The organism is Nocardiopsis sp. NPDC006938 (assembly GCF_042869555.1).
In the GTDB taxonomy this organism is placed as follows: Bacteria; Actinomycetota; Actinomycetes; order Streptosporangiales; family Streptosporangiaceae; genus Nocardiopsis.
The window spans coordinates 83,356-108,260 of sequence record NZ_JBIAGA010000019.1 but is presented as its reverse complement, the minus strand read 5'-3'; the positions used below and the strand labels follow the sequence as shown (position 1 = coordinate 108,260).

The following is a 24,905-nucleotide window of genomic DNA, read 5'->3' as shown; positions in this document are numbered from 1 at the left end:
GTTGATCTAGACAATCCACACCTATGTCGGAGGCCCTCTCTTGCTGTCAAATCACTGCCGGGCTGTACTCAACCTCCATGGTCAGTACACCTAGGTGGCCTCGTCGTCGAAGGGCGGGCGCTTGCCGTTGAGCTGGGAGGCGGGCCTGCGCTCCGTCTCCTCCTCTTCCTCCCAGAAGTGCTTCTGGATGAAGCGCTTGGGGTTGAGGTCCTGGACGTCGAAGTCCTTGTACTCCGGGCCCAGCCCCTCCTTGATGTCGTTGGAGGCGGAGTTGGCCATGGTGCGGAGCTGGCGCAGGACCCGGCCGACCTGCTGGGCGGCCTTGGGGAGCTGGTCGGGGCCGAAGATCAGCAGCGCGAGCAGAAGGAGGAGGACGAACTCCCCACCGCTGATGCCGAACATGTGCAGTCCTCGCTCCTGGTGTACCTACCGGCTTCAAGCAGGTTAACCGGTATCGCCGGGCTTGGGTAACCGTGTACCCCCTAACGCGGCGGCGGCGCGGAGCCGCCTCCACGGCCGCGGGCGACCCCTTCGGACGCGGTCCAGCCCCCCGCTCGGGGAGCGGAGGGCTGGGAAGACGCACGTGTGACGGTCAGACCGCGCGAACGTCCGCCGCCTGCGGGCCCTTGGGGCCCTGGATGATGTCGAACTCGACCTTCTGGTCCTCTTCCAGGTTCCGGAAGCCGGTACCCGCGATCGCCGAGTAGTGCACGAACACGTCGGGCTGACCACCCTCGACGGCGATGAACCCGAAACCCTTCTCAGAGTTGAACCACTTCACGGTGCCCTGAGCCATGTGCTCTCCCTTGGGGACTACGGCGGGACCGCACCCTGCTGGTCCCGGGTCGCCGGGCGCCGTTCGACGAAGGGGATTCCCGAATCGGCGAGCGCCCACGTGCAGTTCCGCGAGGCGCCTCGGGCATCCATGGAAACAACAACAGCAACCAGTTGCAGACAGTACCAGGGGGAGTGTGGCCCTGCCGAGGCTTTTCCGGCAGGAATCCGCGTTTCCGGAGTGTCCTGTTTCGGCAACTCGAAACTGTTGCTTTCCCGCCCTTCTGCCACTAATGGAGATGTGTTCCGGGGAACGGTTATCGCGTTCCCCGGAACGGGTCAGGAAGCGTCTCGGCCGTAGACCCACACCTCGAACCAGAGGGGGTCCCGCCAACTCTCCTCCGGTACCGGATAGGCCGACAACACCGGATACAGATACGCGAAGTGGGCGATGGTCAGCAGCACCACGACGCCGAAGACGACACCGCCCACGGCCCGCAGGTACGGGGCGAAACGGGGACTGTCCTCGCCGGCCCCCATCACCAGTCCCAGGGCCAGCACGATCGCCAGGACCAGGAAGGGCAGGAACGGCAGCGCGTAGAACAGGAACATGGGGCGGTCGGGGTAGGCGAACCACGGCAGCCAGCCCGCGGCGACCGCGAGCAGCACCGCGCCCGCTCGCCAGTCCCGGAAGGTGATCCACCAACCGAACATCACGGTGACGGCGATGATGCCGAGCCACCAGATCACCGGCGTGCCGATCGAGACCACGGAGGTCACGCAGCTCCCGGCGTCGCACCCGGTGGCGTCGCCGTTGTAGTGGAAGAGCACCGGGGTGCGCATGACCACCCACTCCCACGGCGCCGAGATGTAGGAGTGGTCACTGCTCAGGTTGGAGTGGAAGTTCATCATGCGGGAGTGGTAGTCCGCGAGGCTCCACAGGGCCTCCACGGGGGCCCGTACGAACCCCGGCAGCCAGTCCGGCGCCATGCCGTCCGCGTGGTCGCGGTTGTAGCCGCCCCGGGTGAACAGCCAGCCCGACCAGGAGACCAGGTAGACGACGGCGGCCACGACCACCGTCTGGGAGAACGCCGGGACGGCGTCGAAGCCGAACCACCGGCCCAGGGGCCGCCGCTGACCGGCGCTGCGCCGGGCCCCGTAGTCCCAGGCGACGGTGAGCAGGCCGAAGGCGGCGACGAAGAACAGGGCGGACCACTTGGTGCCGATCGCCAGGCCGAAGCACAGCCCCGCCGCGAGCCGCCACCAGCGCATCCCCAACCAGCCCGCGGTGGTGACGTCCGCCCCGGCCTCCGCGATCCGCGCCAGCCGCTCCCGGGTCTGGTCCCGGTCGATCACCAGGCACGCGAACCCGGCCAGAATCCACAGGGTGAGGAAGATGTCCACCATGGCGACACGGCTGAGCGTGAAGTGCAGGCCGTCCAGCGCCATGATGAGACCGGCGGTGCACCCGAGCAGCACCGACCGGGTCATGCGGGTGGCGAGCCGGACCAGGATGAGCACCGACAGGACCCCGGCCACCGCGGAGGCCACCCGCCAGCCCTCGGGGGACACCGCCGTGCCGAACGGGAGCAGCGAGTACAGCCAGTCGCCGAGCGCGATCATCCACTTGCCGACCGGGGGGTGGACGATGAAGTCACCGCCCCCGGTCCAGATGTTCCCCTCACCGTTGCTCAGCAGGTTGTCGGCGTGGTCCAGCGACTCGTGCTCGTACCCGAACTCCCACAGCGAGTAGGCGTTGTTGGCGTAGTACGTCTCGTCGAAGTAGATGCGGTCGGGCTGACCGAGGTTGAAGAACCTCAGCGCGCCCGCGAATCCGGCGACGACGAGGGCGCCCAGCCACCCCAGCCACCAGGGGCTGGGAAGACGGGGCGCGAGGCGGGAGCGGAGCGTGGGCGGCTGGGCCGCTGCCGGGGGGTTCGAGGGCGGTACCTCGCTGTGAAGTGCGGTGCTGGTCATCTCGGCTCGTAGGTTGGGGTCAGAGATGGGGTCCGTTGCGGACGGACCGCGAAACCGGGTTTCGGGTGGCGCGATAGAGCCAACCGTAGCGCGACAGGACGGGGATCACAGTGGTTGAGGTCGTTGGCGGAACGCGGCGCGTCGGGAGGCTCGTTCTGGCGGGCCTGCCCATCGGAAACCTGGAGGACGCGCCTCCCCGCCTGCTCAGCGCGTTGGAGGGGGCTTGCGTCATCGCGGCGGAGGACACCCGTCGGCTCAAGCAGTTCGCCTCCCGTGCGGGCGTCCGGCTGGGCGGTGCCACCGGTGCCCGGATCGTCTCCTACTACGACCAGAACGAGACCCGCCGGGGCGAGGAACTCCTGGCCGACCTCCGTGGGGGCGAGGAGGTGCTGGTGGTCACCGACGCCGGGATGCCTGGGGTGTCCGACCCCGGTTACCGGCTGGCGGCGGCCTGTGCCGAAGAGGGCATTCCGGTCACCGCCATCCCCGGACCGTCGGCGGTCACCACGGCGCTGGTGGTCTCCGGGCTACCCACCGACCGATTCTGCTTCGAGGGCTTCCCCCCGCGCAAGGGCCTCAAGGGGTATCTGTCCGAACTCGCCGACGAGCGCCGCACGATGGTGTTCTTCGAGAGCCCGCACCGGATCGCCGCCACCCTGGAGGCGATGGCCGGTGCCTTCGGCGCCGAGCGGCGGGCGGCCGTGTGCCGCGAACTCACCAAGACCTACGAGGAGGTGCGCCGGGGCGGCCTGGGGGACCTGGCCGACTGGGCCGCCGAGGGCGTGCGCGGGGAGATCTCGGTCGTGGTGGAGGGCGCCCGCCCGAGGGCGGAGCGCACCAGCGACACCGAACTCGTGGAGGCCGTCGCCGCCCTGGAGGACGAGGGCGTACGCCGCAAGGAGGCCATCACCCGGGTCGCCAAGGAGACCGGTGTGCCCAAGCGGCGCGTGTACGACCTGGTCCACGGGGTCGTCGAGGCGGAGTGAGCCGCGTCTCGCCCCGGAACCCTTTCGACCGGGGAGCGTCGAACCTGGAAGTAACCGGCGACAGGAACGAGAATCCGACCATGCGCAGCGACCTCTTCCAGCAGGCCCAGGAGACCCAGCGTCCGGGGATGCACCTCCAGAACCACAAGATGCTCAGGGTGGGCCTCAACGGCGAGTTCCTCGCCAGGCAGGGCTCCATGGTGGCCTACCAGGGCGACATCGACTTCTCCTACCAGGGCGCCGGGAGCGTCGGGAAGTTCTTCAAGAAGGCGTTCACCGGAGAGGGCCTGCCCCTGATGCGGGTGTCCGGGCAGGGCGACGTGTTCCTGGCCAGGGACGCCTGGGACGTGCACCTGATCGACCTGGAGGGCGACTCCATCACGGTCAGCGGCGAGAACGTGCTGGCCTTCGAACCCGGGCTGGAGTGGGACATCCGCCGGGTGCAGGGCGCCGGGATGATGGCCGGAGGCCTGTTCAACACCGTGTTCACCGGCCACGGCCGGGTGGCGGTGGCCTGCCACGGGACCCCGGTGCTGCTCGACATCGACCAGCCGACTTTCGTCGACACCGACGCCGCCGTGGCCTGGTCGAGCACGCTCCGGACCGGAATCCGGCGCACGGCCAAGGCGGGGGCCATCATCGGACGCGGCAGCGGTGAGGCCTTCCAACTCTCCCTGGAGGGGCAGGGGTTCGTGCTGGTGCAGGCCTCCGAGGGCGCGCCCGCCCCGGTCCAGGGCGGCTGACCGGAGCGCCCGGGCGGCGTGCTCCGGGGCGGTGCCGGTCCGTGCGTTCGGGGCTGGGCGGCCCGGCCCCGGCGGGGGAGACCCCCCAGGAGCGAAGGGTCCCGGGCAACGGGGAGGGGCCCCGACCCGCGCGGTGTGCGCGGGCCGGGGCCCCTCCCGTGTGTACCGGTCCGGCGACCGCTACACCACGGCGCCGTCGTCGGCGTCGCGGGCGGCCTTGGCGGCTACCTTCTGCTTGGCCTTGCGCTCCTTGAGCACGTGCGGAGCGGGCGTGTTGTCCCACTTCTGGAGCCAGATGGCGATCGGCACGGCGACGAACACGGTGGAGACCACACCGGTGGTCAGACCGACCAGCATCGCGATGGAGAAGTCCTGGAGCGAGGACCCGCCGAGGAAGGTCAGGAAGCCCAGGATGATCCACGCGCCGACGGTGGTGTTGACCGTACGCGGCAGGGTGTTGAGCACCGCCCGGTTCGCGATCTCCTTGAACGAGGACTTCTCGTCCCTCGCCCATTCGTCTCGGACACGGTCGAACACCACCACCGTGTCGTTGACCGTGAAGCCGATGACGCTCAGGATCGCGGCGAGGAAGACACCGTCGATCGACTTGCCCAGCCAGATGAACAGCCCGATGACCAGCAGCATGTTGAAGGCCAGCGACAACATGGTGGCCAGACCGAACGACCAGCGGAAACGCCAGGCCAGGTAGATCATCTGGAGGGCCAGCGCCGCGCCCAGGGCGATCATGGCCCGGTTGCGCAGCTCGTCTCCCATGCTCGGGCCGATCAGCTCGTCGCTGACCAGCTCGACTCCGCCGGTCTCCTCGGAGAGGGCGTCGGCGATGGTGGCGGCCTCGGTGTCGGAGATGTCGGCGGTGCGCACGGAGATGTCGCCGTCGCCCGCCTCCTGCACCACGGCCGTGTCCGAACCCGCGAAGTTCAGGCCGGAGATGACCGACCGCGCCTCGTCCACGGAGAGCGACGTGTCGCCGGTGATCTCGTACTCCATGACCCGGCCGCCGGTGAACTCGACACCGTAGTTGGGCTGGCGGACCAGCGGTGCGGCGACCGCGGCGACCACGATCAGCGCGGCGACGATCAGGCCCGCACGGCGGAAGTCCATGAGCTGCGGGTTCTTCTCGACCAGCCAGGTACGGACCGGGCCGATGCGGTCGAGTCCGGTGATCGCCGGGTGCTTCTTGACGACCGCGCGGCGCACGGCCCACTCGACGAACACCCGCGCGATGATCAGCGCGGAGATCATGGAGGCGATGGTGCCGATGCTCAGCGTGACGCCGAAGCCCTGGACGGTGCCGGAGGCGAAGAAGAACAGCAGACCCGCGGCGAGGAACGTGGTGACGTTCGTGTCGAGGACGGCGCTCCAGGCCTTCTGCGTGCCCTGGACGAACGACTTCTCCAGGTTGGGCGCGATGGCGCGGCGCCGACGGCGGGCCAGGGCGCCGGTCTCGGACGTGCCGGAATCGGCGTCGGTGGCGTCCTTCAGACCGGCCGACTTGTTGGCCTCGTACGTCTTCTGCTGGCGCTGGTACTCCTCACGCGCGCGTTCGAAGATCAGCACGTTCGCGTCGATGGCCATACCGATCGCCAGCACGAAACCGGCCAGACCCGGGAGGGTCAGTGTGGCCCCCAAGGCGACCAGCGCTCCGTACGCGATGAGCGTGTAGAACGCCAGCGCGAGCGAGGCGAGGAAACCCACCAGGCGGTAGACCACCGTGATGTACAGGGCGGTGAAGGCGATACCGAGGAGCGCGGCGATGGCGCTGGCCTCGATGGCGGCGGCACCGAGGGTCGGGCCGACGGTCTGGCGCTGGACCTCGGTGACCGGCAGCGGCAGCGAACCGCCCTCGATCAGCACGGCCAGCTCGTTGGCGCTCTCGCTGGTGAAGTCCTGGCCGCTGATGGTGGTCTGGCCGCCGGACATCCCGGCCTCACAGCCGATCTCCAGCGCGACCTGCGGGGCGGAGATGATCTGGTTGTCCAGCACGATCGCCACGCGGCGGCGGGGGTCGCCGTCGTTGTAGCAGGCGGCCTTGCCGGTCAGCTCGCGCCACTGGTCGCGGCCCTCGCCCCGGAAGCCGACGTTGACGACCCACTGGGCGCGGTTGGCGCTGTCCAGGGCGGCGTCGGCCGTGGAGACGCGGTCGCCCTGGATGAAGGTCTCACCCAGCTGGAGCACGGTGCCCTGCTCGTCGGGCAGGGTCAGGGCGACGTCCTCGGGGTTCTCCGCGGAGGGGCCCGCCGGAGCCTGGGGCATGCCGCCCTGGCCGCCGAGCAGGTCCTCGAGGCCCTCCATGTCGCCGAGGTCGCCCATGCCCTCGGGCAGCTCGCCGCCGTCCTCGGGGGCGCCGTCCTGGTTGTCGGAGGGGGCGCGGGCCTCGTCCGCCGGCGGGTTGGCGAAGTCGCCGCCGGGGGCCTGGACGCCCTGGCCGCCCTGCTCGCCGACGCCCAGGACCTCGTGGAAGGACAACTGGGCGGTCTGGCCGACGATCTGCGCGGCCTCCGCCGGGTCCTGCACGCCCGGGAGTTCGACGATGATGCGGTTCTCACCGGAGCGGGACATGGTCGCCTCGGCCACGCCGAGGCGGTCGATGCGCTGGCGCAGCACCTCGACGACCTTGTCGGTGTTCTCCGAGTTGGCCTTGGTGCCGTCGGTGCCGTCCTGCGTCTCCAGGACGATCTGCGTACCGCCGCTGAGGTCGAGCCCCAGACGCGGTGGGATGAACCACGCCGCGCCGAACGCGACGAGGATGACGAGGAGGGAGATGAGCGCGCGCGTCCAGCGCGCCCCCGCTCCCGTTTGACTGGACAAGGGGTGAACCTCTCACTGCGGATGGTGGGTACCGGTCGCGTGCCCGGACGTTCCGGGCAGGGGGTCGCGTGGGGCCGGTCCCGGCGCCGTCGAGGGCTCCGGGAGGCGGCCGACCGGGGGTGGTCAGACGAGGGTGTGCGCGGTGAGAGGCGGTGCCCGGGTGGGCGGCAGCTCCTCCGCGTCGACCTGCTCCGGAACGGGGTCGTGGTGCGGGAGGGGCAGCGGCCACCAGGGTTGGTCCCACACCGCCAGGCGCAGGGCGCACGTGGGGACGGCGTCGGGCAGGTCCCGCAGCACCGACCGCTGGTCGCAGACGGAGACGGGCGGCCCGAGCGAGACCGTCTGGGTCCCCCGGTACGGGTGGGCCTCCTCCGACGCCCCCGAGGGGTCGCCGTCGGAGCCGCCGTCCGCGGTGTCGTCCGCGGGGGCGCTGTGCCCTCCGTGCGAGGGCAGGGCGACGGTGTCCCTCTCCCCGGAGAGCCCGGAGGCCACGGGGAAGGACAGGATGACCAGCAGGACCACGCTGGTGATCAGCGACCCGGTCCGCAGGACAGGACGGGGTAGGGCACGCGTAACCGTGGTGACCACCGCCTCTGTACCAGTTGGAGGGTCGTGCTGGCTTGGCCGGCGCCCGGGGGCACACGGCTCCATCCAGCAGAGCATACGGGTAGGCACCCTCCCGGGGGAATCACGCGGTCGCACCCTGTGGACGACCGGGAACGGGCCCGGCGCCGGGCGCACACGGGGCTCCGCCGGGGCGCGGGCACCCCGGGCCACCTTTAGTCTTGTGTCATGTCGTCGAATCGCCACATCCTGACCGCGGTCGCCTGGCCCTACACCAACGGCCCGCGCCACATCGGCCACGTCTCCGGCTTCGGAGTCCCCTCCGACGTCTTCTCGCGCTTCCAGCGAATGTCGGGGAACCACGTGCTGATGGTCAGCGGCACCGACGAGCACGGCACCCCGATCCAGGTGCTGGCCGACCAGGAGGGCGTGAGCGCCCGGGAGCTGGCCGACCGCTACAACCGGATCATCGCCGAGGACCTGGTCGCGCTCGGCCTCTCCTACGACCTGTTCACCCGCACCACCACCGGCAACCACTACTCCGTCGTCCAGCAGCTGTTCACCACGCTCTACGACAACGGCTACGTCTTCACCCGCACCACCAAGGGCGCGATCTCCCCGTCCACCGGCCGCACGCTGCCCGACCGCTACATCGAGGGCACCTGCCCGATCTGCGGCTTCGACGGCGCGCGCGGCGACCAGTGCGACAACTGCGGGAACCAGCTCGACCCGATCGACCTCGTCGCGCCCCGTTCGCGGATCAACGGCGAGACGCCGGAGTTCGTCGACACCGAGCACTTCATGCTCGACCTGCCCGCCTTCGCGGACGTCCTCACCGAGTGGCTCAAGGGCAAGGAGGGCGACTGGCGCCCCAACGTCCTCAAGTTCTCCCTCAACCTGGTGGAGGACCTCCAGCCGCGCGCGGTCACCCGCGACCTCACCTGGGGTGTGCCGATCCCGCTGGACGGGTGGAGCGAGAACGCCGCCAAGCGTATCTACGTGTGGTTCGACGCGGTGATCGGCTACCTGTCGGCCTCCATCGAGTGGGCCCGGCGCATCGGTGAGCCGGAGGCCTGGCGCCGCTGGTGGCAGGGGGAGGACAACGAGTCCTTCTACTTCATGGGCAAGGACAACATCGTCTTCCACTCGGTCATCTGGCCGTCCATCCTGCTCGGGGTGAGCGGCAGGGGCGACCGGGCCGGGGACGTGGGTCCGCTCGGCGCGCTCAACGTGCCCACCGAGGTGGTCTCCAGCGAGTTCCTCACGATGGAGGGGCAGAAGTTCTCGTCCTCGCGCCGTGTGGTGATCTACGTGCGCGACTTCCTGGAGCGCTACTCCGCCGACGCGCTGCGGTACTACATCATGGCCGCGGGCCCGGAGAACCAGGACACCGACTTCACCTGGGCCGAGTTCGTCCGCCGCAACAACGACGAGCTGGTGGCGGCCTGGGGCAACCTGGTCAACCGGTCCGTGTCCATGGCCGCCAAGAACCTGGGGGAGATCCCGGCCGCCGGTGAGCTCCTCGACGAGGACCGCAAGGTCCTGGAGGCGTCCCGGGAGGCGTTCGCGACGGTCGGCGCCCGCTTGGAGAGGTCGCAGTTCAAGGCGGCGCTCCAGGAGGCCATGCGCACGGTCGCCGAGGCCAACAAGTACATCTCCGACCAGGCTCCGTGGGCCCTGAAGAAGACCGACCCGGAGCGCATGGCGACGGTCCTGCACGTCGCCCTCCAGCTGGTCAGCGACGCCAACACCCTGCTCACGCCGTTCCTGCCGGAGTCGGCCAACAAGGTGTACGCGATGCTCGGCGGTACCGGCACCTGGACGGGCATGCCGCGCATCGAGACCGGCCACGACACCATCGGCGGTTCCGAGGAGAAGGTGGACTACCCGGTCATCACCGGTGACTACGCCGACAACGCCGCCCGCTGGGAGTCCGTGCCGATCGTGCCGGGCACCCCGCTGAGCCGCCCCACCCCGTTGTTCACCAAGCTCGACCCGTCCGTGGTGGACGAGGAGCTGGCGCGTCTGGCCGACGGCACCGAGTAGCCGCGAACCGACTCGGGTCGGGCGCCGGTCCACACGGACCGGCGCCCGACCGCTCTCACGTCGTCCGGCGCCACCGGCCGATCCGAGGTCCGGGGCCGCCTAGAATCACCACGGCGCACGCAGGACACGTGATGGGGGCATGGGCATGGGCAGACGCAAGGGCAGCGCGGTCAGGGAGCGCAACGCGCAGACGCCGCCACCCGCACCCGAGCCGTTGCGGGTCGCGGTGGCCGACAGCCACACCCACATGGACATGCAGACCCCCGGCGTCGAGGAGATCATCGCGGCGGCGCAGGCCGTGGGCGTGACCCCGCTCGTGCAGGTCGGCGTCGACCTGCCCTCCTCCCGCTGGGCGGCCGAGGTCGCCGCGAAGCACCCCGGCAGGGTGTGGGCGGCGGTGGCCCTGCACCCGAACGAGGCCCCCCGCGTCGTGCACGGTGACGGCGCCGAGGGAGTGGAGCCGGACGACACCGACTGGGCGGGCAAGGCGCGACCGGCCGGGGGCGTCGAGGCGCTGGAGGCCGAGCTCGCCGAGATCGACGCGTTGGCGGCGCTGCCGGAGGTGGTCGCGGTCGGGGAGACCGGGATGGACACCTTCCGGACCGGCCCCGAGGGCGCCCGGGCACAGGAGCTGTCGTTTCGCCGCCACATCGCCATCGCCAAGGGGCACGGCAAGGCGCTCATGATCCACGACCGTGAGGCGCACGAGGACGTCCTGCGCGTCCTGGAAGAGGAGGGCGCACCCGAACGGGTGGTCTTCCACTGCTTCTCCGGGGACGCCGAGATGGCGCGGGTGTGCGCGGAGCGGGGCTACTACATGAGCTTCGCGGGCAACGTCACCTTCGCCAGTGCCGAGCACCTGCGCGAGGCGGCGGCGGTCGCCCCGCCGGAGCTGGTGCTGGTGGAGACCGACGCCCCCTTCCTCACTCCCAAGCCCTACCGGGGGCGGCCCAACGCCCCCTACCTGATCCCGCTGACCCTGCGGGTGCTCGCCGAGACCAAGGGCATGGGCGAGGACGAGCTGGCCGGGATCGTCGCCGACAACGCCCGGCGGGCCTTCCGGTTCTGACAGGGCCCCGGACGCGCCGCCGACCGGTTCGTACCGGGCGGTGACGGGCGGCGAACAGCGGGCCGGGACCGAACGGCCCCGGCCCGCCAAAGCCTAGTATCCGCGCTTGAGGCGGCCCGCCTCCCGGCCCTCCCGGGTGTTGCGCTTCGACTCTTGGCGCCGGGCGGCGCGCATACGCGCGTCGCCGCGGGACCGGTTCCACTCCGCCTCGCGGCGCAGCTTGAACCAGCGTTCGAGGCGCCGGGAGTCCAGCTCCCCCTCGTCCACGGCGGCGCGGACGGCGCAGCCGGGCTCGGTGTCGTGGGAACAGTCCCCGAACCTGCACGCGTCGGCCAGAGCGTTGACGTCCGCGAAGGTGCGGTCCACTCCGGTCTCGTCCCCGGGCACGTCGATGCGGCGTACCCCGGGGATGTCGAGGAACAGCGCGCCCCCGGGCATGGGGATCAGCTGGCGGTGGGTGGTGGTGTGGCGGCCGCGCCGATCGTCGCGGATCGCCCCCGTCTCCATGACCGTGCGTCCGGCCAGGGCGTTGAGCAGGCTGGACTTTCCGGCGCCGGAGGTGCCGAGCAGGACCCAGGTGGCCCCGGGGCGCAGGAGGGCGGACAGCTCCTCCAGCCCCTCACCGGTGTGCGCGCTGACGGCGTGCACCTCGGCCCCGGTCGTGACCGACGTGACCAGTTCGACCACCTCGGGGAGGCGGTCGCCGGCGAGTTCGGACTTGGTGACCGCCACGACCGGTGCGGCGCCGCTGGTCCAGGCGAGGCTGAGGAACCGCTCCAGTCGGCCCACGTTGGGACCCTGGTCGGCGGCCTCGCAGATCAGGACGGCGTCGACGTTGGCGGCCAGGACCTGGTCGTGGGAGTCCTTGGCCACGCCCTGGCGGACGAGGGTGCCGGAGCGTTCCAGCACGGCCTCGACCAGCCAGGTGTCGCCCGAACGGCGGACGGCCACCCAGTCGCCGGTGGTCGGGGCGGTGGCGGGGTCGGTCTCCGCCGCCCTGCGCACCTCGGGTGCGAGCGCGGCGGTCGCGTGCTGGGGCAGCCGGACGCCGACGGCTCCCCGGCGGGCCTCGCTGACCCGGGCCGGGAGCAGGGCGTGCGGTGATCCGCCGGTGGCGGCGTCGAAGGCGGCGGCCACCCGGGAGTTCCAACCCAGTGTGTCGAGCGGGTGGGTGGTACGGCCCTCGGTGCTGGTGCTGGTGCTGGTGCTGTGGTGACTCACGTTGCTCTCTCCGTGGAGCGCGAGCCGCCGCGGGGCGCGGTCTAGGGCTCGCTGACGAATGCGGTGCGGATGCTGAGGCCAGGCATGAGGCGGGCCATGGGCGTGCTCCTCTCGTCAGCGGCCGACGCGGACCGCGTGGCACGCACCGACCCTAGGGCAGGGGGCCGACGCCGTGCCAGCGATTTTCCCGGGGCCGTTCAGCCGCGCCGGGTCCACACGTCGTCGGTGGGGCGGGGTGCCACCGGTACTCCGTGGCGCGGGGTGTAGGCCTCCCCGGTGCCGGGTTCGGCCCGGTCCGGTGCGCGTTCGGCGGCGCGGGAGTAGTCCCGGCGCTCGTTCTCCTCGTCGTCCCCCAGCAGGAGGAAGAGGCTACAGATCAGCAGCAGGACGAACAGGCCGGTGATCACCGGCAGCAGGAGGTCCCACGCCTTGGCGCCGTCGGGGGCGCCCACAGGGGTGAAGTCGGGCGGGACGATCCGCATCCCGGCCATGCTCGTGTAGTGGGTGGCGGTGACGGCGGCCGCCAGCACTACCGAGGCGAGGACGGTCCCGGGCAGTCCTCGCGTCCGGCGGGCGCACCACAGGGCCGCGGTCCCGGCGACCACGGCGATCACCGTCGACACGGCCATGAGGTACGGGTCGTGGTGCAGGGTGCCGTGCAGGTTCATCGCGGCCACGCCGACGTGGTGCATGGCGACGATGCCGAGGCCGACGAGCAGGCCGCCGCCCAGGACGCGCACGGCGGTGGCCCCGCGCTGGAGTGGAAGCAGCGCGACCCCGGTGACCAGGACGGGGACCGCTCCGCTGAGGACGGTCAGCGGGACGTCGTAGCGCAGCGGGGTGCCGGGCACGGAGTAGCCCAGCATCGCGACGAAGTGCATGGCCCACACGGCCATGCCGCCCAGGGCCAGGGCGGCCAGGGCGTGCCACTGCCATCGGAAGAAGCCGGTCGTGCGGCGTGCCCTGGCGGCGAAGGAGAACCCGAGGAAGGCGCCGATCACCGAGATGGCGAAGGCGATGGTGGGGGTCGGCCAACCTTGGGGGAGGAGTTCGGTCACGGTCCCAGCTCTCTGCATTCCATGACGTGGGTCACAGATGTGGCCCCGTTCATGGAGAGTAGGGACGCGCCGCCCCGTTGACCAGGGGGTACGTCGACGATCCGTTGGCCTGATGTGGCCAAAGGGGGTGGTGGGGCGCGCCGAAGGGCTCAGTCCCGGTGCGACCGCAACCCTGCGAAGGCGATGTGGCACAGGGAGTCGGCGATCTCCTCGCACGACATGCCCCGGTCCGGCTTGTACCACTCCACGACGGAGTTGACCATGCCGAAGAGCAGTCGGGAGGCGACGGCCGGGTCGACGTCGCTGCGGATGTCGCCGTCCACGACACCGTCGCGCACCAGGTCGGCGATGAGGTGGTCGAACCGGCGGCGCCGTTCGAGGGCGTGCTTCTCCACCTCGGTGTTGCCGCGCACCCGCAACAGCAGGGTGACGTGGGGGAGTTCCTCGACGAGCACCCGCACGCTGCCGCGCATCACGTGTTCGAGCCGCGCGATGGCCGGGCCGGTGGTGGCGCCCTCCTCGCGGGTGACCTCGAACAGCGCGTCCATGGCGAGGTCGAGGGACTGGCGCAGCAGCTCGGTCTTGCCGGTGACGTGGTGGTAGATCGCGGACTTGGTCACCCCCAGGGCGCGGGCCAGGTCCTCCATGCTGGTCCCGTCGTACCCGCGTTCGTTGAACACGCGCGCGGCCACGCGGAGCACGGAGTCGGCGTCGTGCCCGGGGCGGCCGGAGCGGCGCCTGCCGGTCTGTTTCGGGGCGGCTGGTTCGGGTGCGGAAGATCGGGACACGGTTGTCGAATCTACCTCGTGACGGGGTCGGACGTGCGCGGGGTCGGTGGTCCGGCCGCGTCGTCCTCCTGAGCACCGGCTCACTGAACGAACGGTCGGTAGGTATCCCACCCTAGACCCGGGGACGCGGTCCGGGAAGGGTGCGCACCCGCGACGACCTCGGCTTCCCACGGTGCCGGTGCGCGCGGTCGTCCGGCGGCCCCTCGCGGCGTCGTCAGGGCGAGGGGAGGCGCCCGTATTCCCGCGTGGCTGGATGCGGCCACGCGGTGTTAGGGATGCGTCAATCCCCTTGTGATCGCTCGAGCACCAGGAGTAGCTTTTACCCGCTTTGCTGGCAAATGTCGTTTTGTTCGTGAAACGGAAAAAGAGCACATGGCCATCACCCGTCGCGGTGCCTTCAAGGCATCGCTGATCGGCGGCGTCGGCGCCGCCGTCGCCACCACCATCCCCGCCTCCGTGGCCTGGGCCGACACCCCCTCCGCGCCCCCCGTCGCCCGCGACGCCAAGGAGGCCCTGCGCCTGCTCAAGCGGGGCAACCAGCGCTGGGCGCGTTACGCGTCCACGCACCCGAACGAGAGCCGGTCCCGCCGGGCCCAGCTCGTCGACGGCCAGGCCCCCTTCGCGACCGTCCTCGGCTGCGCGGACTCCCGGGTCCCCCCGGAGCTCGTCTTCGACCAGGGGCTGGGCGACCTCTTCACCATCCGCTCCGCCGGTCAGGTCCTGGACGGCTCGGTGCTCGGGAGTCTCACCTACGCCGTCGAACACCTGCGCACACCGCTGATCGTCGTCATGGGCCACCAGAGCTGCGGCGCCGTCGACGCCGCCGTGCAGGCCCACCGCACCGGCCAGCTCCCGCCCGGGCACGTCGGCGGCCTGGTCGCCGAGATCCTGGAGGTGGTGGAGTCCACCCCCGACGACGGTGAGGACTTCCTCGACGACTGCGTCCGCGCCAACGCCGAGCACATCGCCCGGATGCTCGCCGAGGACCCGGAGATCGGCGAGTTCGTCACCAACGGCGAGGTGGAGATCGTCGCCGCCCGCTACGGGCTGGAGGACTCCCGGGTCTCCTGGCTCTGACGTCCGCTTCCATCCCTCCCGCCCCTTCCGCAGCCACCCTCCACCACGCTCCCCGCCGGCCCCGCCCCCGTCCCTGACCGTGCCCCGCCACCGTTCCGCCACTGGCCAGCCCGTCGCCTATGCGGGAGAATGCCGGTGACCATCCCCCAGCGGACCAGGGAGACCCGGTATGTTCCGGATCGCGATCAGTCGGCTCAGCGACGGCGGACAACGCATCACCCCCGAACACCGGTGCACCGCCCTGTCCGTGGACGAGGCGGTCCTCGCCCTCCGGAAGCACCTGCCCACGGTCGACACCAGCGCCTTCGGCAGCGACGCCGTCCAGCGCTCGGTCAACCGGGTCAACGACTTCCGGCACGACGTGGCCACCTCGGACGGCGGACGCTACCGGGTGGTCATCGCCCCGATGATGTGAGTCCGGTGCCACGGCGACCCCGTGGCACCGGACGGCGCGGCCTGCCTCGGGTCGCCGACGACCCGGTCAGCCCGACCCGAACGCCGCGTCGAAGGACGCCGTAGGCGGGTCGAAGGCGTTGGCCCGCACGAACCGCACCGCCTCCGCCGCCCCGGCCAGCCGGTCCATGCCCGCGTCCTCCCACTCCACGGAGAGCGGTCCCTGGTAGCCGATCGAGTTCAGCACCCGAAAGCACGCCTCCCACGGCACGTCACCCCGGCCCGTGGACACGAAGTCCCACCCCCGGCGCGGGTCGCCCCAGGGCAGATGCGATCCGAGCCGTCCGTTGCGGCCGTTGCCCACACGCTTGCGGGCGTCCTTGCAGTCCACGTGGTAGATCCGGTCGCGGAAGTCCCACAGGAACCCCACCGGGTCGATGTCCTGCCACACCATGTGGCTGGGGTCCCAGTTCAGCCCGAACGCCTCACGGTGCCCCACCGCCTCCAGCGCCGCCTCGGTCGACCAGTGGTCGTAGGCGATCTCCGACGGGTGCACCTCGTGCGCGAACCGCACGCCCACCTCGTCGAACACGTCCAGGATCGGGTTCCACCGGTCGGCGAAGTCCCGGTAGCCCGCCTCGATCACGTCCGCGCCCACCGGCGGGAACATCGCCACGTACTTCCAGATCGCCGACCCCGTGAAGCCCACCACCGTCGACACCCCGAGGTTCGCGGCGGCGCGGGCGGTCAGCTTCATCTCCTCGGCGGCGCGCCGGCGCACGCCCTCGGGTTCACCGTCGCCCCAGACCCGGGAGGGCAGGATGTCGCGGTGGCGGTGGTCGACGGGGTCGTCGCACACGGCCTGGCCCAGGAGGTGGTTCGAGATCGCCCACACCCCCAGGCCGTGCCGTTCCAGGATCTCCAGGCGCCCGCGGACGTAGGCGTCGTCCACGGCGGCGCGGGTGACGTCCAGGTGGTCGCCCCAGCAGGCGATCTCCAGGCCGTCGTAGCCCCAGGAGGCGGCGAGCGCGCACACCTCGTCGAAGGGCAGGTCGGCCCACTGGCCGGTGAAGAGGGTGACCGGTCGGGTCATCGGGCTGCCTCCAGAGTGGCGGTGGATGGGCGGGGCCGGTCGGGTCCGGCCCCGGGGGCGCCGGTCGGTTCAGGGCGGGGTCGGCCCCGCCGGTGCCGGCACACCGACGAGGCCGAGCATGAGGTCGCGCACCTCGGCGGCGGCGACGCGGTCGCGGGCGAGCCCCGGCTCGCTGCACAGCACGAGGGGCCCGTCCTGGGGGTCGTCGTGGGGTCGCCCGTGGGTGCCCCGCACACAGCCCGGGTCCAGGGGGACGACGTTCATGGCGTAGCGCAGGCCCACCCGCTTGCGGACGAGGTTGGCCGCCGCCCTCGCCTTCACCAGCGGGTCGGCGGGGTTCAGGAAGAGCTCGGCCGGGTCGTACCCGGGCTTGCGGTGGATGTCCACCCCGCGCGCGAAGTCGGGCGCGGACCGGTCGTCCAGCCAGTAGTAGTAGGTGAACCAGGCGCCCGGGCGGGCGAACAGCACCAGCTCCCCCGAGCGCTCGTGGTCCAGCCCGTACCCCGCCTGGGCCTCGCGGTCCAGGACCAGGTCGACCCCGTCCAGCCCGCGCAGGAGCTCGGTGACCCTCGGCAGGTCGGCGGGGTCGCGGACGTACACGTGCGCGCACTGGTGGTCGGCGACCGCGAAGGCCCGGGAAGCCCACGGGTCCAGGTACTCCATGCCCTCCTGCGTGTACACCTCCAGGAGTCCTTCACGGCGCAGCAGCCGGTTGACGTGGACGGGCCGGTCGGCGGGGGTGATGCCGTACTCACTGAGCACCAGGACCGCCGCCCCGGCCGCCTCGGCGTCGTCCAGCAGCGGAGCGAGGGCGGTGTCCAGGTCTCCCACCGCCCGCCGGGCCTGCGCGGAGTCGGGTCCGAAGCGCTGGAGGTCGTAGTCCAGGTGGGGGACGTAACAGAGGGTGAGGTCGGCCCGGGGCAGGAGCCTGCGGGTGGCGGCCACGATCCACTCGGTGGAACGGAGGGACGCGGTCGGCCCCCAGTAGTGGAAGAGCGGGAAGGGCCCCAGCTCGGAGGTGAGCTCGTCGTGCAGCTCGACCGGCCGCGCGTAGCAGTCCGGTGACTTGCGGCCGTCCGCGTGGTACACCGGCCGGGGTGTGACGGTCCAGTCGGTGGTGGCGCCCATGGCGTACCACCAGCAGACGTTGGCGGTGCGAAAGTCCGGGCGGTGGCGTCGGGCGGTCTCCCACACCTTCTCTCCCCCCACCAGCCGGTTGTGCTGCCGCCACAGGTGTACCTCGCCCAGGTCCCGGAAGTACCAGCCGTTGGCGACGGCCCCGTGCTCGGCCGGGGCGGTCCCGGTGAGGAACGTGGACTGCACGGTGCACGTGACGGCGGGCAGCACCGTGTCCAGGGGAGCGCTCCAGCCGCGCTCGGCCAGGGCGCGCAGGCGTGGCGCGTGTTCGAGCAGGCGGGGGGTGAGCCCGACCGCGTCGACGACGAGGAGGCGGCTGGTCATGGGGCGTGGTTCCCTTCCGTGGCGGGCGCGTGGTGGGCGGGTACGGTGCGGGGGCCGGGGGCCGGGAGCCGGAGGCCAGGGACCGGGGGCCGGGGGCCGGGAGCCGGAGGCCCGCGGCTCAGAGCGGAACGAGCCCGAGCGCGGTGAGCCGGTCGCGCGCCCAGGCCAGTTCGGCGGCGATCCCGGCCACGAGCCCCGCCTCCCCGACCGGTCGTCGCTCCTCGGGCAGCACCGTCCAGGTGTAGGTCTCCACCTCCACGTGGTCGGTACGGGCGCCGCCGGGTCCCAGCAGGAGGGAGAGGGTGCGGTCGAGGTGGTCGGTGGTGCCGCGCAGGGGAGCGGCGGCGGGGGAGTGCAGGGGCGCGTGGAAGTGGGTGCGCCAGGGGCCCCGGCCCTCCAGCGGGCGGGGGCCGCCCAGGGCCTCGTGCAGGTCGTCCCTGGCCAGGGGGCGGCCGTCGACCAGCTCTCGGGTCTGGTGCAGGAACCGGTCCTCCGCGAAGGCGGCGAGGGCGGACCGGGTCGCGGGGTCGTCCGGGTCGGGCGCCTCCACGGCCGCCGACGCCTGGGTCTTGACCACCGGTAGCCCGGCCTCGGCCAGGCGGTCCAGGGCGGGGCCCGGTTCCTCGAACCCCACGGCCAGGTGACAGGTGTCCAGGCACACGCCCACGTGCGGGGGCGGGTCGGCGAGCAGGCGGACGGCGTCCTCGCTGGTCTCCACCGCGCAGCCGGGTTCGGGCTCCAGTCCGACCCGTACCGGGCGCCCGGCTCCGGCGAGCCTCTCCAGTGCGGCGGAGAGTTCCGCGAGGTGGCCTCGCGCTGTGTCCAGCCTCGCGGCGTCCCAGGGGTCCCGCCAGGCCAGCGGCAGGGTGGAGACGCTGCCGCGCGCCGCGTCGTCGGGCATCAGCCGGGCCAGCACCCGCGCGCAGTCCACCGTGTACTCCAGGCGGGCGCGCTCGGTCCAGTCCGGGGAGTACACCGCGTGCTTGACGACGGGTGCGTGGAACCCGGTGTAGGGGAAGGCGTTGAGGGTGACCGTCTCCAGCCCGGCGGAGGCCAGTCCGGCGCGCAGCCTCTCGGTGAGCGCGGGGGAGGCGGCCAGCTCGCTGGCGAGCGGCGCGGGCAGCCACAGGCCCAGGCCGAGCCGTTCGGCGCCGAGCGCGGCCCGGACCCCGCCGCCGAACACCCGGATCTGGCGCAGGACGCCGTCCAGGTCCTCGGCGGGGTGGACGTTGGTGCAGTAGGCGAGGTGGACGACGGTGCCGTCGGGGTGCCGGAACCTCACGCGGCGCCCCCTGGTGCGACGGAGCGCGGGTCCGGGGGCGGCTCGGTGTCCGGGCGCTCGCCGCGCAGGATCGAGTTGCCCGAGAACGTGCCCCCGGCCTCCGGGCCCGCGCCGGCCTCCAGCAACAGGCGGCCGCTCCTCCCGAAGAACTCGACCGGGTTGCGCCACAGCACGCGGTCCACGTCGTCCTCGGTGAACCCCGCCTCCAGCATCCGCCGCCCCGTGTACGCGGTGGTCAGCGGGTCGCTGTGCCCCCAGTCCGCCGCCGAGTTCACCACGGTGCGGTCCAGGCCCCACTCGGACAGCACGCGCACCATCCGTTCCGGCGACATCTTGGTGTCGGGGTAGACGGAGAAGCCCAGCACGCACCCGGAGTCGCGGACCATCTCCACGGTGGTCTCGTTCAGGTGGTCGACCAGGACCGTCTCGGGGGCGATCCCCGACTCCTCGACCAGCCGCAGGGTGTGCCGGGTCCCCTCGACCTTGTCCCGGTGCGGCGTGTGCACCAGCACCGGCAGCCCGAACTCCCGAGCCAGCTCCAGCTGGTGCCGGAACGCCTTCTCCTCCTCGGAGGTGCGCGAGTCGAACCCCACCTCGCCCACGGCCACCACGCCGTCCTTGGCCAGGTAGCGGGGGAGGAGGTCGAGCACCCCGGTCAGACGGGGGTCGTTGGCCTCCTTGGGGTTGAGCGCGATCGCGCAGTGGTGGCGGATGCCGAACTGGGCGGCTCGGAAGCGCTCCCAACCGACCAGGCCGTCGAAGTAGTCCCGGAAGGAGCCCGCGCTGGTCCGGGGCTGCCCGAGCCAGAAGGCGGGTTCCACCAGGGCGCGGACCCCGGCGTCGTACATCGCCCGGTAGTCGGCGGTGGTCCGCGAGGTCATGTGGACGTGCGGGTCGAAGATGCGCATGACGCCTCCAGTCAGCGGGGGTCGGGGCCGGACGGGCGGGCCTGGTCGGGTGCGCGGGGGAAACGCCCCAGGAGCGGGTGGACGTCGGCGGGCACCGCCCGTCCCGCGCGCTCGCGCTCACGGGCGAAGTCCGCGCACATGCGGGCCAGTTCGGCGTCGGCCCGCTCGCGCATACCCGCCACCAGGCGCAGCGGGACGCCGACGAACAGGCACTTGAGAACGGTCTGGCGCCAGGAGTGGTCGTCCAGCAGGGACTGTGCCCCGCTGGCCGAGGCGGCCGCGACCAGTCGGGTGTCGTTGGTGCGCAGGGCGTCCGCGAGCAGGCGGCGCGCGGTGGCGGCGACCTCCGGCGCCCCGGTGTCGAGGGCGTCGAGTCCGCGCAGCACGGCGCGGCGCTCGTCGGCGTCGCCGTGGTCGTAGAGGGCGTCGACCTCCCGGGCCAGGCCGCCCGGGGGCAGCGCCGTCGCGAGGGTCCGGAGCAGTTCCACCCGGACCAGGTCGTCCAGGGTCGGGCCCTCGGTTCCGGTGGGGTCCCCGGAAGGGCCGGGGCCGCGCGCGACCCGGCGGGCGGCGGACGGGAAGAGGACGGCCACGCGCCCGGGGCGCTCGACGACCTCGGCGCGCATCCGGGCCAGCTCGGTACGGGCGGGTTCCGCCAGCAGGTCGTCGACGGCTACCACGCGGCGCCTCCTCGTTCCGGTCGTCGTGTCCCACGGCTCACGTGCGTCACTTCACTCACCATCACTCGTCCCCCTCCCGCCCCCGCGCCCCTCCAGCACCCGCGACCAGGCCGTGTCGAGCGCACGCTTGGAGCGCGCGGCCACCAGCGGCGCCGCGTGCCCGTGCCGGGGCAGCTCCACCGAGGCCAGCCCCGTGTACCCCACACGGTCCAGGGCGGCCAGCACCCCGGCCAGGTCGAGGTCGCCCTCACCGAACTCCAGGTGTTCGTGCACGCGCGGGCGCATGTCGTCCAGCTGCACGTTGGCGATCAGGTTCCCGGCACGGGCCACCGCCCCCTCGGGGCCGTCGGGCTCGTTGCACACCCCGTGCCCCACGTCCAACGTCACCCGGAGCCGTTCGGGCCCGCCCAGCGCGCGCCGCAGCTCCAGGACGTCCTCCAGCCGCTCGGCGAACATGCCCGGCTCGGGCTCGAACGCGAGGTCGACCCCGAGCCCGTCCGCCGTCACCAGCACCTTCTCCACCCCGGAGAGCAGCCGGTCCCGGCCCTCCTCCCGGGTGACACCGGCGGGCAGGACGCCGGACCAGAACGACACCGCCTCCGCCCCCAGCGTGTGCGCGATCCGCACCGCCCGGCGCAGCAGGTCGACCCGCACGTCGCGGTCGCGGTCCGACACCAGGGTGGGCTCGTGCTTGCGGCGCGGGTCCAACAGGTACCGGGCCCCGGTCTCCACCACCACCGCCAGCCCCAGCGCGTCCAGCCTGCGTCCGACCGCCGCCACCCGGGCGTTCACGTCCAGGGAGAACGGGTCCAGGTGCGGGTGGTCCAGGGTGAGGCCGACCCCCGCGTACCCGAGGTCGGCGATGATCGCCAGCGCGTCGTCCAGCCGGTGGTCCCAGAACCCGTTGGTGCCGTACCCCAGCCTCAGCTGCCCGCTCACGTGACCGACACCGCCCTGGCCGCCCGCGCGGTCGCCGGGGCCCCGGCGGACAGCGCGCACGCGGTCCCCACCGCCCCGTACCGGGACAGCAGCGCCGACTGGAGTGGGATCATCCCCCGGATACCCGTGCCGGTCGCCGCGCGGACCGGACCGGCCCCGGGGTCGGCCAGCGCCCGGGCCTGGGCCCACCCGACCGTGGTGGCGAACGCGCCCGCGAACGCCCCCGCGGCGAGCTCGCCCACCCTGCCCCGCGCGGTGACGGGGGCCGTGCGCGCCGGACACGCGGCCAGGACGGCTCCGGCCAGCGTGCACGCCAGCGACCCGGCCGCCACGCCCGGCCGGGTGCCGTGCACCTCGCCACGGCTCAGCGCCGTCACGCCGTAGGTGTGCACGGCCATCGCGGCGGCGGGCAGCACGGCCGCGCCCGGCCGGTCGCCGGCGCCCAACAGCACGTCCAGCCCCCGGTTGACCGCCATACCCAGTGGAGCCAGCGGCGTGGGCTTGAGCACGAGGTCGTAGGCCCACACGGTGCCCGCCAGCGCGGTCGCCACCCGTGCGGTCCGGCCTCCCCCGGCCAGCCCGGCGACCGTGACTCCCGCCGCCGTGAGTCCCGTGGCCACGGCCAGGGCCTGGCCCGGGGTGACGTCCCCGGAGGGGAGCGGGCGTTCGGGGCGCTCGACCGCGTCCAGGTCGCGGTCGGCGTAGTCGTTGAGAGCCATCCCGGCCCAGTACAGGCATGCCGAGGCCACCGGGAGCGCCCACACACGGGGCTCGCGCAGCCGGCCCGCGGCGGCCGCCCCGGCGAGGCTGTCACCGAGCACGGTCAGAGCGGCGGGCAGGCGCACCAGACGGGCCAGGGCGCGCGGTTCCGGGAACCTCCGAGACCGGCTCATCCGCGCCCCGCCCCCTCCGCCGGTGCCGCGCACCAGGCGGTCAGCTCCTCCCACTGCGCCGACAGCCCGTGCACGTCGCTCCCGGCCGGGTCCTTGAAGAAGAACCCCAGCTCCGGCACCGGTCCCGCCCGCCCGGTCCGGTGCGCGTGCGCGATCAGCCGGGCCAGGTCCAGGACCAGCGGCGCGGCCAGCGCCGAGTCGTACCCCGACCAGGTGAACTGGAGGCTCATCCGCGCCCCCAGGAAGCCCTCGAAGGACACGTGGTCCCAGGCGGTCTTGGTGTCGCCCAGGTCCGGAACGTAGTCGACGTGCAGGGGGCCGTCCACGGGGTGCCCCAGCATCCGTTCCAGCCCCCGCGCCTTGGAGGCGGTCTTGCTGTCGTTGCTGGCCGGGTCGGCCAGGGTCGCGCCGTCGCCCCCGCCCAACAGGTTGGTGGACGACCACGAGCGCACCCGCAGCGCCCGCGCCGCGAACATGGGCGCCAGCGCGCTCTTGACCAGGGTCTCCCCGGTCTTGCCGTCCGACCCCGCCCACGGCAGCCCGAGCCGTTCGGCCAGGGAGGCCAACGCGGGCGGTCGGGGGCCCGCGTTCGGAGTGAACTCCACGAACGGACACCCCGCCCTCAGGGCGGCGTACGCGTACACCGAACTGGCCGGGACCCGGGCGGTCCCCGCGTCCAGGGCCGCCTCCAGCACGTCCGGGTCGTCCAGTTCGGGCACGCGCTCCGGAACCGGCTCCGTACTGGACAGGTCCACCACCACGACCCGCTCCAGGCACTCGTCCTCGGCGAACGCGCGCAGGTCCCGCTCCAGCCGCTCCACGTGGCAGCGGGCGAACCCCTCGCCGCGGGGCGCCACACCCGCGCGAATCCGCCGGTCCACGGCGTCGAGCTCCTCCGCGAAGGCCTCGGGCAGGTGCGCCGGGACCACACCGGCCCGGGCCAGCGGCACCGCGCTCTTGACCAGGGGGGTCTCGGAGACGTCGTGTCCGCCGAAGACCAGGTCGCCGAGGCCGGGCAGGTCGGCGTCGGCGAACTCGGGGCGTTCGGTCACGCACCCCGTCCGCTCGGCGGCACCCGCCCGTACGGCCAGGGCGCCCAGGACGGCCGTGGTGGCGACCGACCCGCGCGCCCCGACCAACCACACTCCGATACGTGTCATGTGCTCCCCTGCTGGTTGTCGTGCTGGTACTGGTCTCCGGCGGGCCGCGCCCCGGTGGTTCCGGAGCGCGGCCCCGCCCGGGCGGTCGTTCCGGCCGTCGCCGCGTCGGTCCCGCGTGTTCGTCCTGTCCGTCTTGTCCGTCCCGTCAGTGGTCGTCGTGGGCGGGCGGACCGTCCCCGGTCGCCCCCTCGCCCTCCTCCGCCTCGTCCGGCTGGAGCGCCCCGCTGGCGGGGTCGGCGGGCAGGTACAGGTGGATGTGGCCGTGCCCGGCGTCCACGCTGACCATGTCGAGCTGGGTGGCCGCCACCGACCAGGCCGTCACCGCCTGGTCGCGCAGGTCGGCCGCGAGGTCCAGCAGGTCCGTGCGCTGGTCGTCGTCGGCCTGGGAGGCCGCGTGGTAGGCGCTCACGGCCGAGCCGAGCAGGTCCACCGAGCCGTCCAGCCCGGCGACGGTGACGTTGAAGTCGGTCCGCCCCGACTCGCTGAGCTCGAAGTGGGCCCCGGCGTCGCGCACCGTGCCCAGCCAACCGTCGATCTCCTCGGAACTCGGAAACTCCTCGGCAGGGGCCGAGCCGTCGGCGGGCAGCACCCCGTTGAGGGACTCCAGGGCGGGGACCAGTTCCTCGTGGGCGGCCCTGGTGTGGCCCACCAGGCTGGCCACCTGGTCCACGTGGCGGGCGTCGGCGGAGGCCTCCAGCTCCGCCACCCGGGCGGGGTCGGGGGTGACCTGGTCGTCCCCGCCTCCGAAGAAGAGCACCACCGAGGCGACGACGGCGCCGACCAGCAGCACGGAGCCGCCGGTCAGCCACCAGGTGGTGGGGCTGGCGTTCGAGGTCCGGACCCTCTCGGTCCCCTCCGGGGCGGCGTTCTCCGCGTCCTCGGAGGAGGGGGTCTTCCCCTGCTGGCTGCTCGAGGGATCGGTGCTCACGGGCACCTCCTGTCAGGTTGACACTGGCCGGGTCAT

General features: G+C 72.6%; 23 protein-coding genes. 6 read left to right on the top strand and 17 right to left on the bottom strand.

All coding sequences use genetic code 11. The features are described 5' to 3' along the window. Positions 1 to 90: 90 nt before the first annotated feature. From ACFYL4_RS23875 to ACFYL4_RS23865, 3 genes are all read right to left on the bottom strand, one after another. The gene (locus ACFYL4_RS23875) at positions 91 to 402 is read right to left on the bottom strand and encodes a sec-independent translocase (protein WP_357769844.1); all 312 of its coding nucleotides are present in this window, start codon (positions 400 to 402) and stop codon (positions 91 to 93) included. 190 nt (positions 403 to 592) lie between these two features. Further along, positions 593 to 796, bottom strand: coding sequence for a cold-shock protein (locus ACFYL4_RS23870; RefSeq protein WP_017543917.1), 204 nt, complete (start codon positions 794 to 796; stop codon positions 593 to 595). Between the two features lie 317 nt (positions 797 to 1,113). Next, positions 1,114 to 2,751, bottom strand: a complete 1,638-nt coding sequence (locus tag ACFYL4_RS23865) for a dolichyl-phosphate-mannose--protein mannosyltransferase (protein ID WP_387521168.1) — start codon at positions 2,749 to 2,751, stop codon at positions 1,114 to 1,116. Between the two features lie 110 nt (positions 2,752 to 2,861). Here ACFYL4_RS23865 and rsmI point away from each other — a divergent pair, with 110 nt between their 5' ends. Further along, positions 2,862 to 3,737, top strand: coding sequence for a 16S rRNA (cytidine(1402)-2'-O)-methyltransferase (gene rsmI / locus ACFYL4_RS23860; RefSeq protein WP_357769840.1), 876 nt, complete (start codon positions 2,862 to 2,864; stop codon positions 3,735 to 3,737). Positions 3,738 to 3,817: 80 nt separating this feature from the next. Then, positions 3,818 to 4,480 carry an AIM24 family protein gene (locus tag ACFYL4_RS23855; RefSeq protein WP_357769838.1) on the top strand — a complete coding sequence of 221 codons (663 nt, stop codon included), beginning with the start codon at positions 3,818 to 3,820 and terminating at the stop codon, positions 4,478 to 4,480. A gap of 180 nt (positions 4,481 to 4,660) precedes the next feature. On the opposite strand, the gene secD is transcribed toward ACFYL4_RS23855, so the two are convergent. Then, complete coding sequence (gene secD, locus ACFYL4_RS23850) at positions 4,661 to 7,309, bottom strand: protein translocase subunit SecD (RefSeq protein ID WP_387521165.1); 2,649 nt, start codon at positions 7,307 to 7,309, stop codon at positions 4,661 to 4,663. A 123-nt stretch (positions 7,310 to 7,432) separates the two neighbouring features. Beyond that, a complete protein-coding gene (locus ACFYL4_RS23845) occupies positions 7,433 to 7,897 on the bottom strand; it encodes a hypothetical protein (protein WP_387521162.1) in 465 nt (154 codons plus the stop codon). Between the two features lie 204 nt (positions 7,898 to 8,101). On the opposite strand from ACFYL4_RS23845, the gene metG reads away from it, so the two are divergent. Both metG and ACFYL4_RS23835 read left to right on the top strand, forming a co-directional pair. Next, positions 8,102 to 9,919 carry a methionine--tRNA ligase gene (gene metG, locus ACFYL4_RS23840; protein WP_387521159.1) on the top strand — a complete coding sequence of 606 codons (1,818 nt, stop codon included), beginning with the start codon at positions 8,102 to 8,104 and terminating at the stop codon, positions 9,917 to 9,919. Positions 9,920 to 10,064: 145 nt separating this feature from the next. Next, the gene (locus ACFYL4_RS23835) at positions 10,065 to 10,988 is read left to right on the top strand and encodes a TatD family hydrolase (RefSeq protein WP_387521156.1); all 924 of its coding nucleotides are present in this window, start codon (positions 10,065 to 10,067) and stop codon (positions 10,986 to 10,988) included. A 93-nt stretch (positions 10,989 to 11,081) separates the two neighbouring features. Here ACFYL4_RS23835 and rsgA read toward each other — a convergent pair whose 3' ends face one another. The 3 genes from rsgA to ACFYL4_RS23820 form a co-directional block, all read right to left on the bottom strand. Continuing rightward, a complete protein-coding gene (gene rsgA / locus ACFYL4_RS23830; protein WP_387521153.1) occupies positions 11,082 to 12,209 on the bottom strand; it encodes a ribosome small subunit-dependent GTPase A in 1,128 nt (375 codons plus the stop codon). A gap of 197 nt (positions 12,210 to 12,406) precedes the next feature. Then, positions 12,407 to 13,267 carry an MHYT domain-containing protein gene (locus ACFYL4_RS23825; protein WP_387521151.1) on the bottom strand — a complete coding sequence of 287 codons (861 nt, stop codon included), beginning with the start codon at positions 13,265 to 13,267 and terminating at the stop codon, positions 12,407 to 12,409. 149 nt (positions 13,268 to 13,416) lie between these two features. Next, on the bottom strand, positions 13,417 to 13,959 hold the full coding sequence (locus ACFYL4_RS23820; protein ID WP_387521192.1) for a TetR/AcrR family transcriptional regulator: 543 nt from the start codon (positions 13,957 to 13,959) through the stop codon (positions 13,417 to 13,419). Positions 13,960 to 14,427: 468 nt separating this feature from the next. On the opposite strand from ACFYL4_RS23820, the gene ACFYL4_RS23815 reads away from it, so the two are divergent. Continuing rightward, entirely contained in the window at positions 14,428 to 15,132 is a 705-nt protein-coding gene (locus ACFYL4_RS23815; RefSeq protein WP_387521148.1) for a carbonic anhydrase, read from the top strand. Between the two features lie 169 nt (positions 15,133 to 15,301). Next, a complete protein-coding gene (locus tag ACFYL4_RS23810; protein WP_357766829.1) occupies positions 15,302 to 15,547 on the top strand; it encodes a hypothetical protein in 246 nt (81 codons plus the stop codon). A 66-nt stretch (positions 15,548 to 15,613) separates the two neighbouring features. On the opposite strand, the gene ACFYL4_RS23805 is transcribed toward ACFYL4_RS23810, so the two are convergent. The 9 genes from ACFYL4_RS23805 to ACFYL4_RS23765 form a co-directional block, all read right to left on the bottom strand. Continuing rightward, on the bottom strand, positions 15,614 to 16,618 hold the full coding sequence (locus ACFYL4_RS23805; protein ID WP_387521146.1) for a sugar phosphate isomerase/epimerase family protein: 1,005 nt from the start codon (positions 16,616 to 16,618) through the stop codon (positions 15,614 to 15,616). A 69-nt stretch (positions 16,619 to 16,687) separates the two neighbouring features. Continuing rightward, a complete protein-coding gene (locus tag ACFYL4_RS23800; protein ID WP_387521145.1) occupies positions 16,688 to 18,079 on the bottom strand; it encodes an alkaline phosphatase family protein in 1,392 nt (463 codons plus the stop codon). A gap of 118 nt (positions 18,080 to 18,197) precedes the next feature. Beyond that, positions 18,198 to 19,361 carry a metabolite traffic protein EboE gene (gene eboE, locus ACFYL4_RS23795; protein ID WP_387521142.1) on the bottom strand — a complete coding sequence of 388 codons (1,164 nt, stop codon included), beginning with the start codon at positions 19,359 to 19,361 and terminating at the stop codon, positions 18,198 to 18,200. Next, positions 19,358 to 20,269: a TatD family hydrolase gene (locus ACFYL4_RS23790; RefSeq protein WP_387521140.1), complete on the bottom strand. Its 912-nt coding sequence runs from the start codon at positions 20,267 to 20,269 to the stop codon at positions 19,358 to 19,360. Before ACFYL4_RS23790 ends, eboE begins: the two co-directional genes overlap by 4 nt. Positions 20,270 to 20,280: 11 nt before the next feature. Continuing rightward, the gene (locus ACFYL4_RS23785; protein ID WP_387521138.1) at positions 20,281 to 20,949 is read right to left on the bottom strand and encodes an EboA domain-containing protein; all 669 of its coding nucleotides are present in this window, start codon (positions 20,947 to 20,949) and stop codon (positions 20,281 to 20,283) included. 51 nt (positions 20,950 to 21,000) lie between these two features. Further along, positions 21,001 to 21,948 (bottom strand): sugar phosphate isomerase/epimerase family protein, encoded by a 948-nt coding sequence (locus tag ACFYL4_RS23780; RefSeq protein WP_357766812.1) that lies wholly within the window; start codon positions 21,946 to 21,948, stop codon positions 21,001 to 21,003. Continuing rightward, positions 21,885 to 22,781 (bottom strand): SCO3242 family prenyltransferase, encoded by an 897-nt coding sequence (locus tag ACFYL4_RS23775; protein WP_387521134.1) that lies wholly within the window; start codon positions 22,779 to 22,781, stop codon positions 21,885 to 21,887. The genes ACFYL4_RS23780 and ACFYL4_RS23775 overlap by 64 nt, the downstream gene beginning before the upstream one ends. Beyond that, positions 22,778 to 23,941: an inositol-3-phosphate synthase gene (locus ACFYL4_RS23770; protein ID WP_357766806.1), complete on the bottom strand. Its 1,164-nt coding sequence runs from the start codon at positions 23,939 to 23,941 to the stop codon at positions 22,778 to 22,780. Before ACFYL4_RS23770 ends, ACFYL4_RS23775 begins: the two co-directional genes overlap by 4 nt. Positions 23,942 to 24,086: 145 nt before the next feature. Continuing rightward, positions 24,087 to 24,869 (bottom strand): hypothetical protein, encoded by a 783-nt coding sequence (locus tag ACFYL4_RS23765; RefSeq protein WP_387521132.1) that lies wholly within the window; start codon positions 24,867 to 24,869, stop codon positions 24,087 to 24,089. Between the last annotated feature and the right edge of the window lie 36 nt (positions 24,870 to 24,905).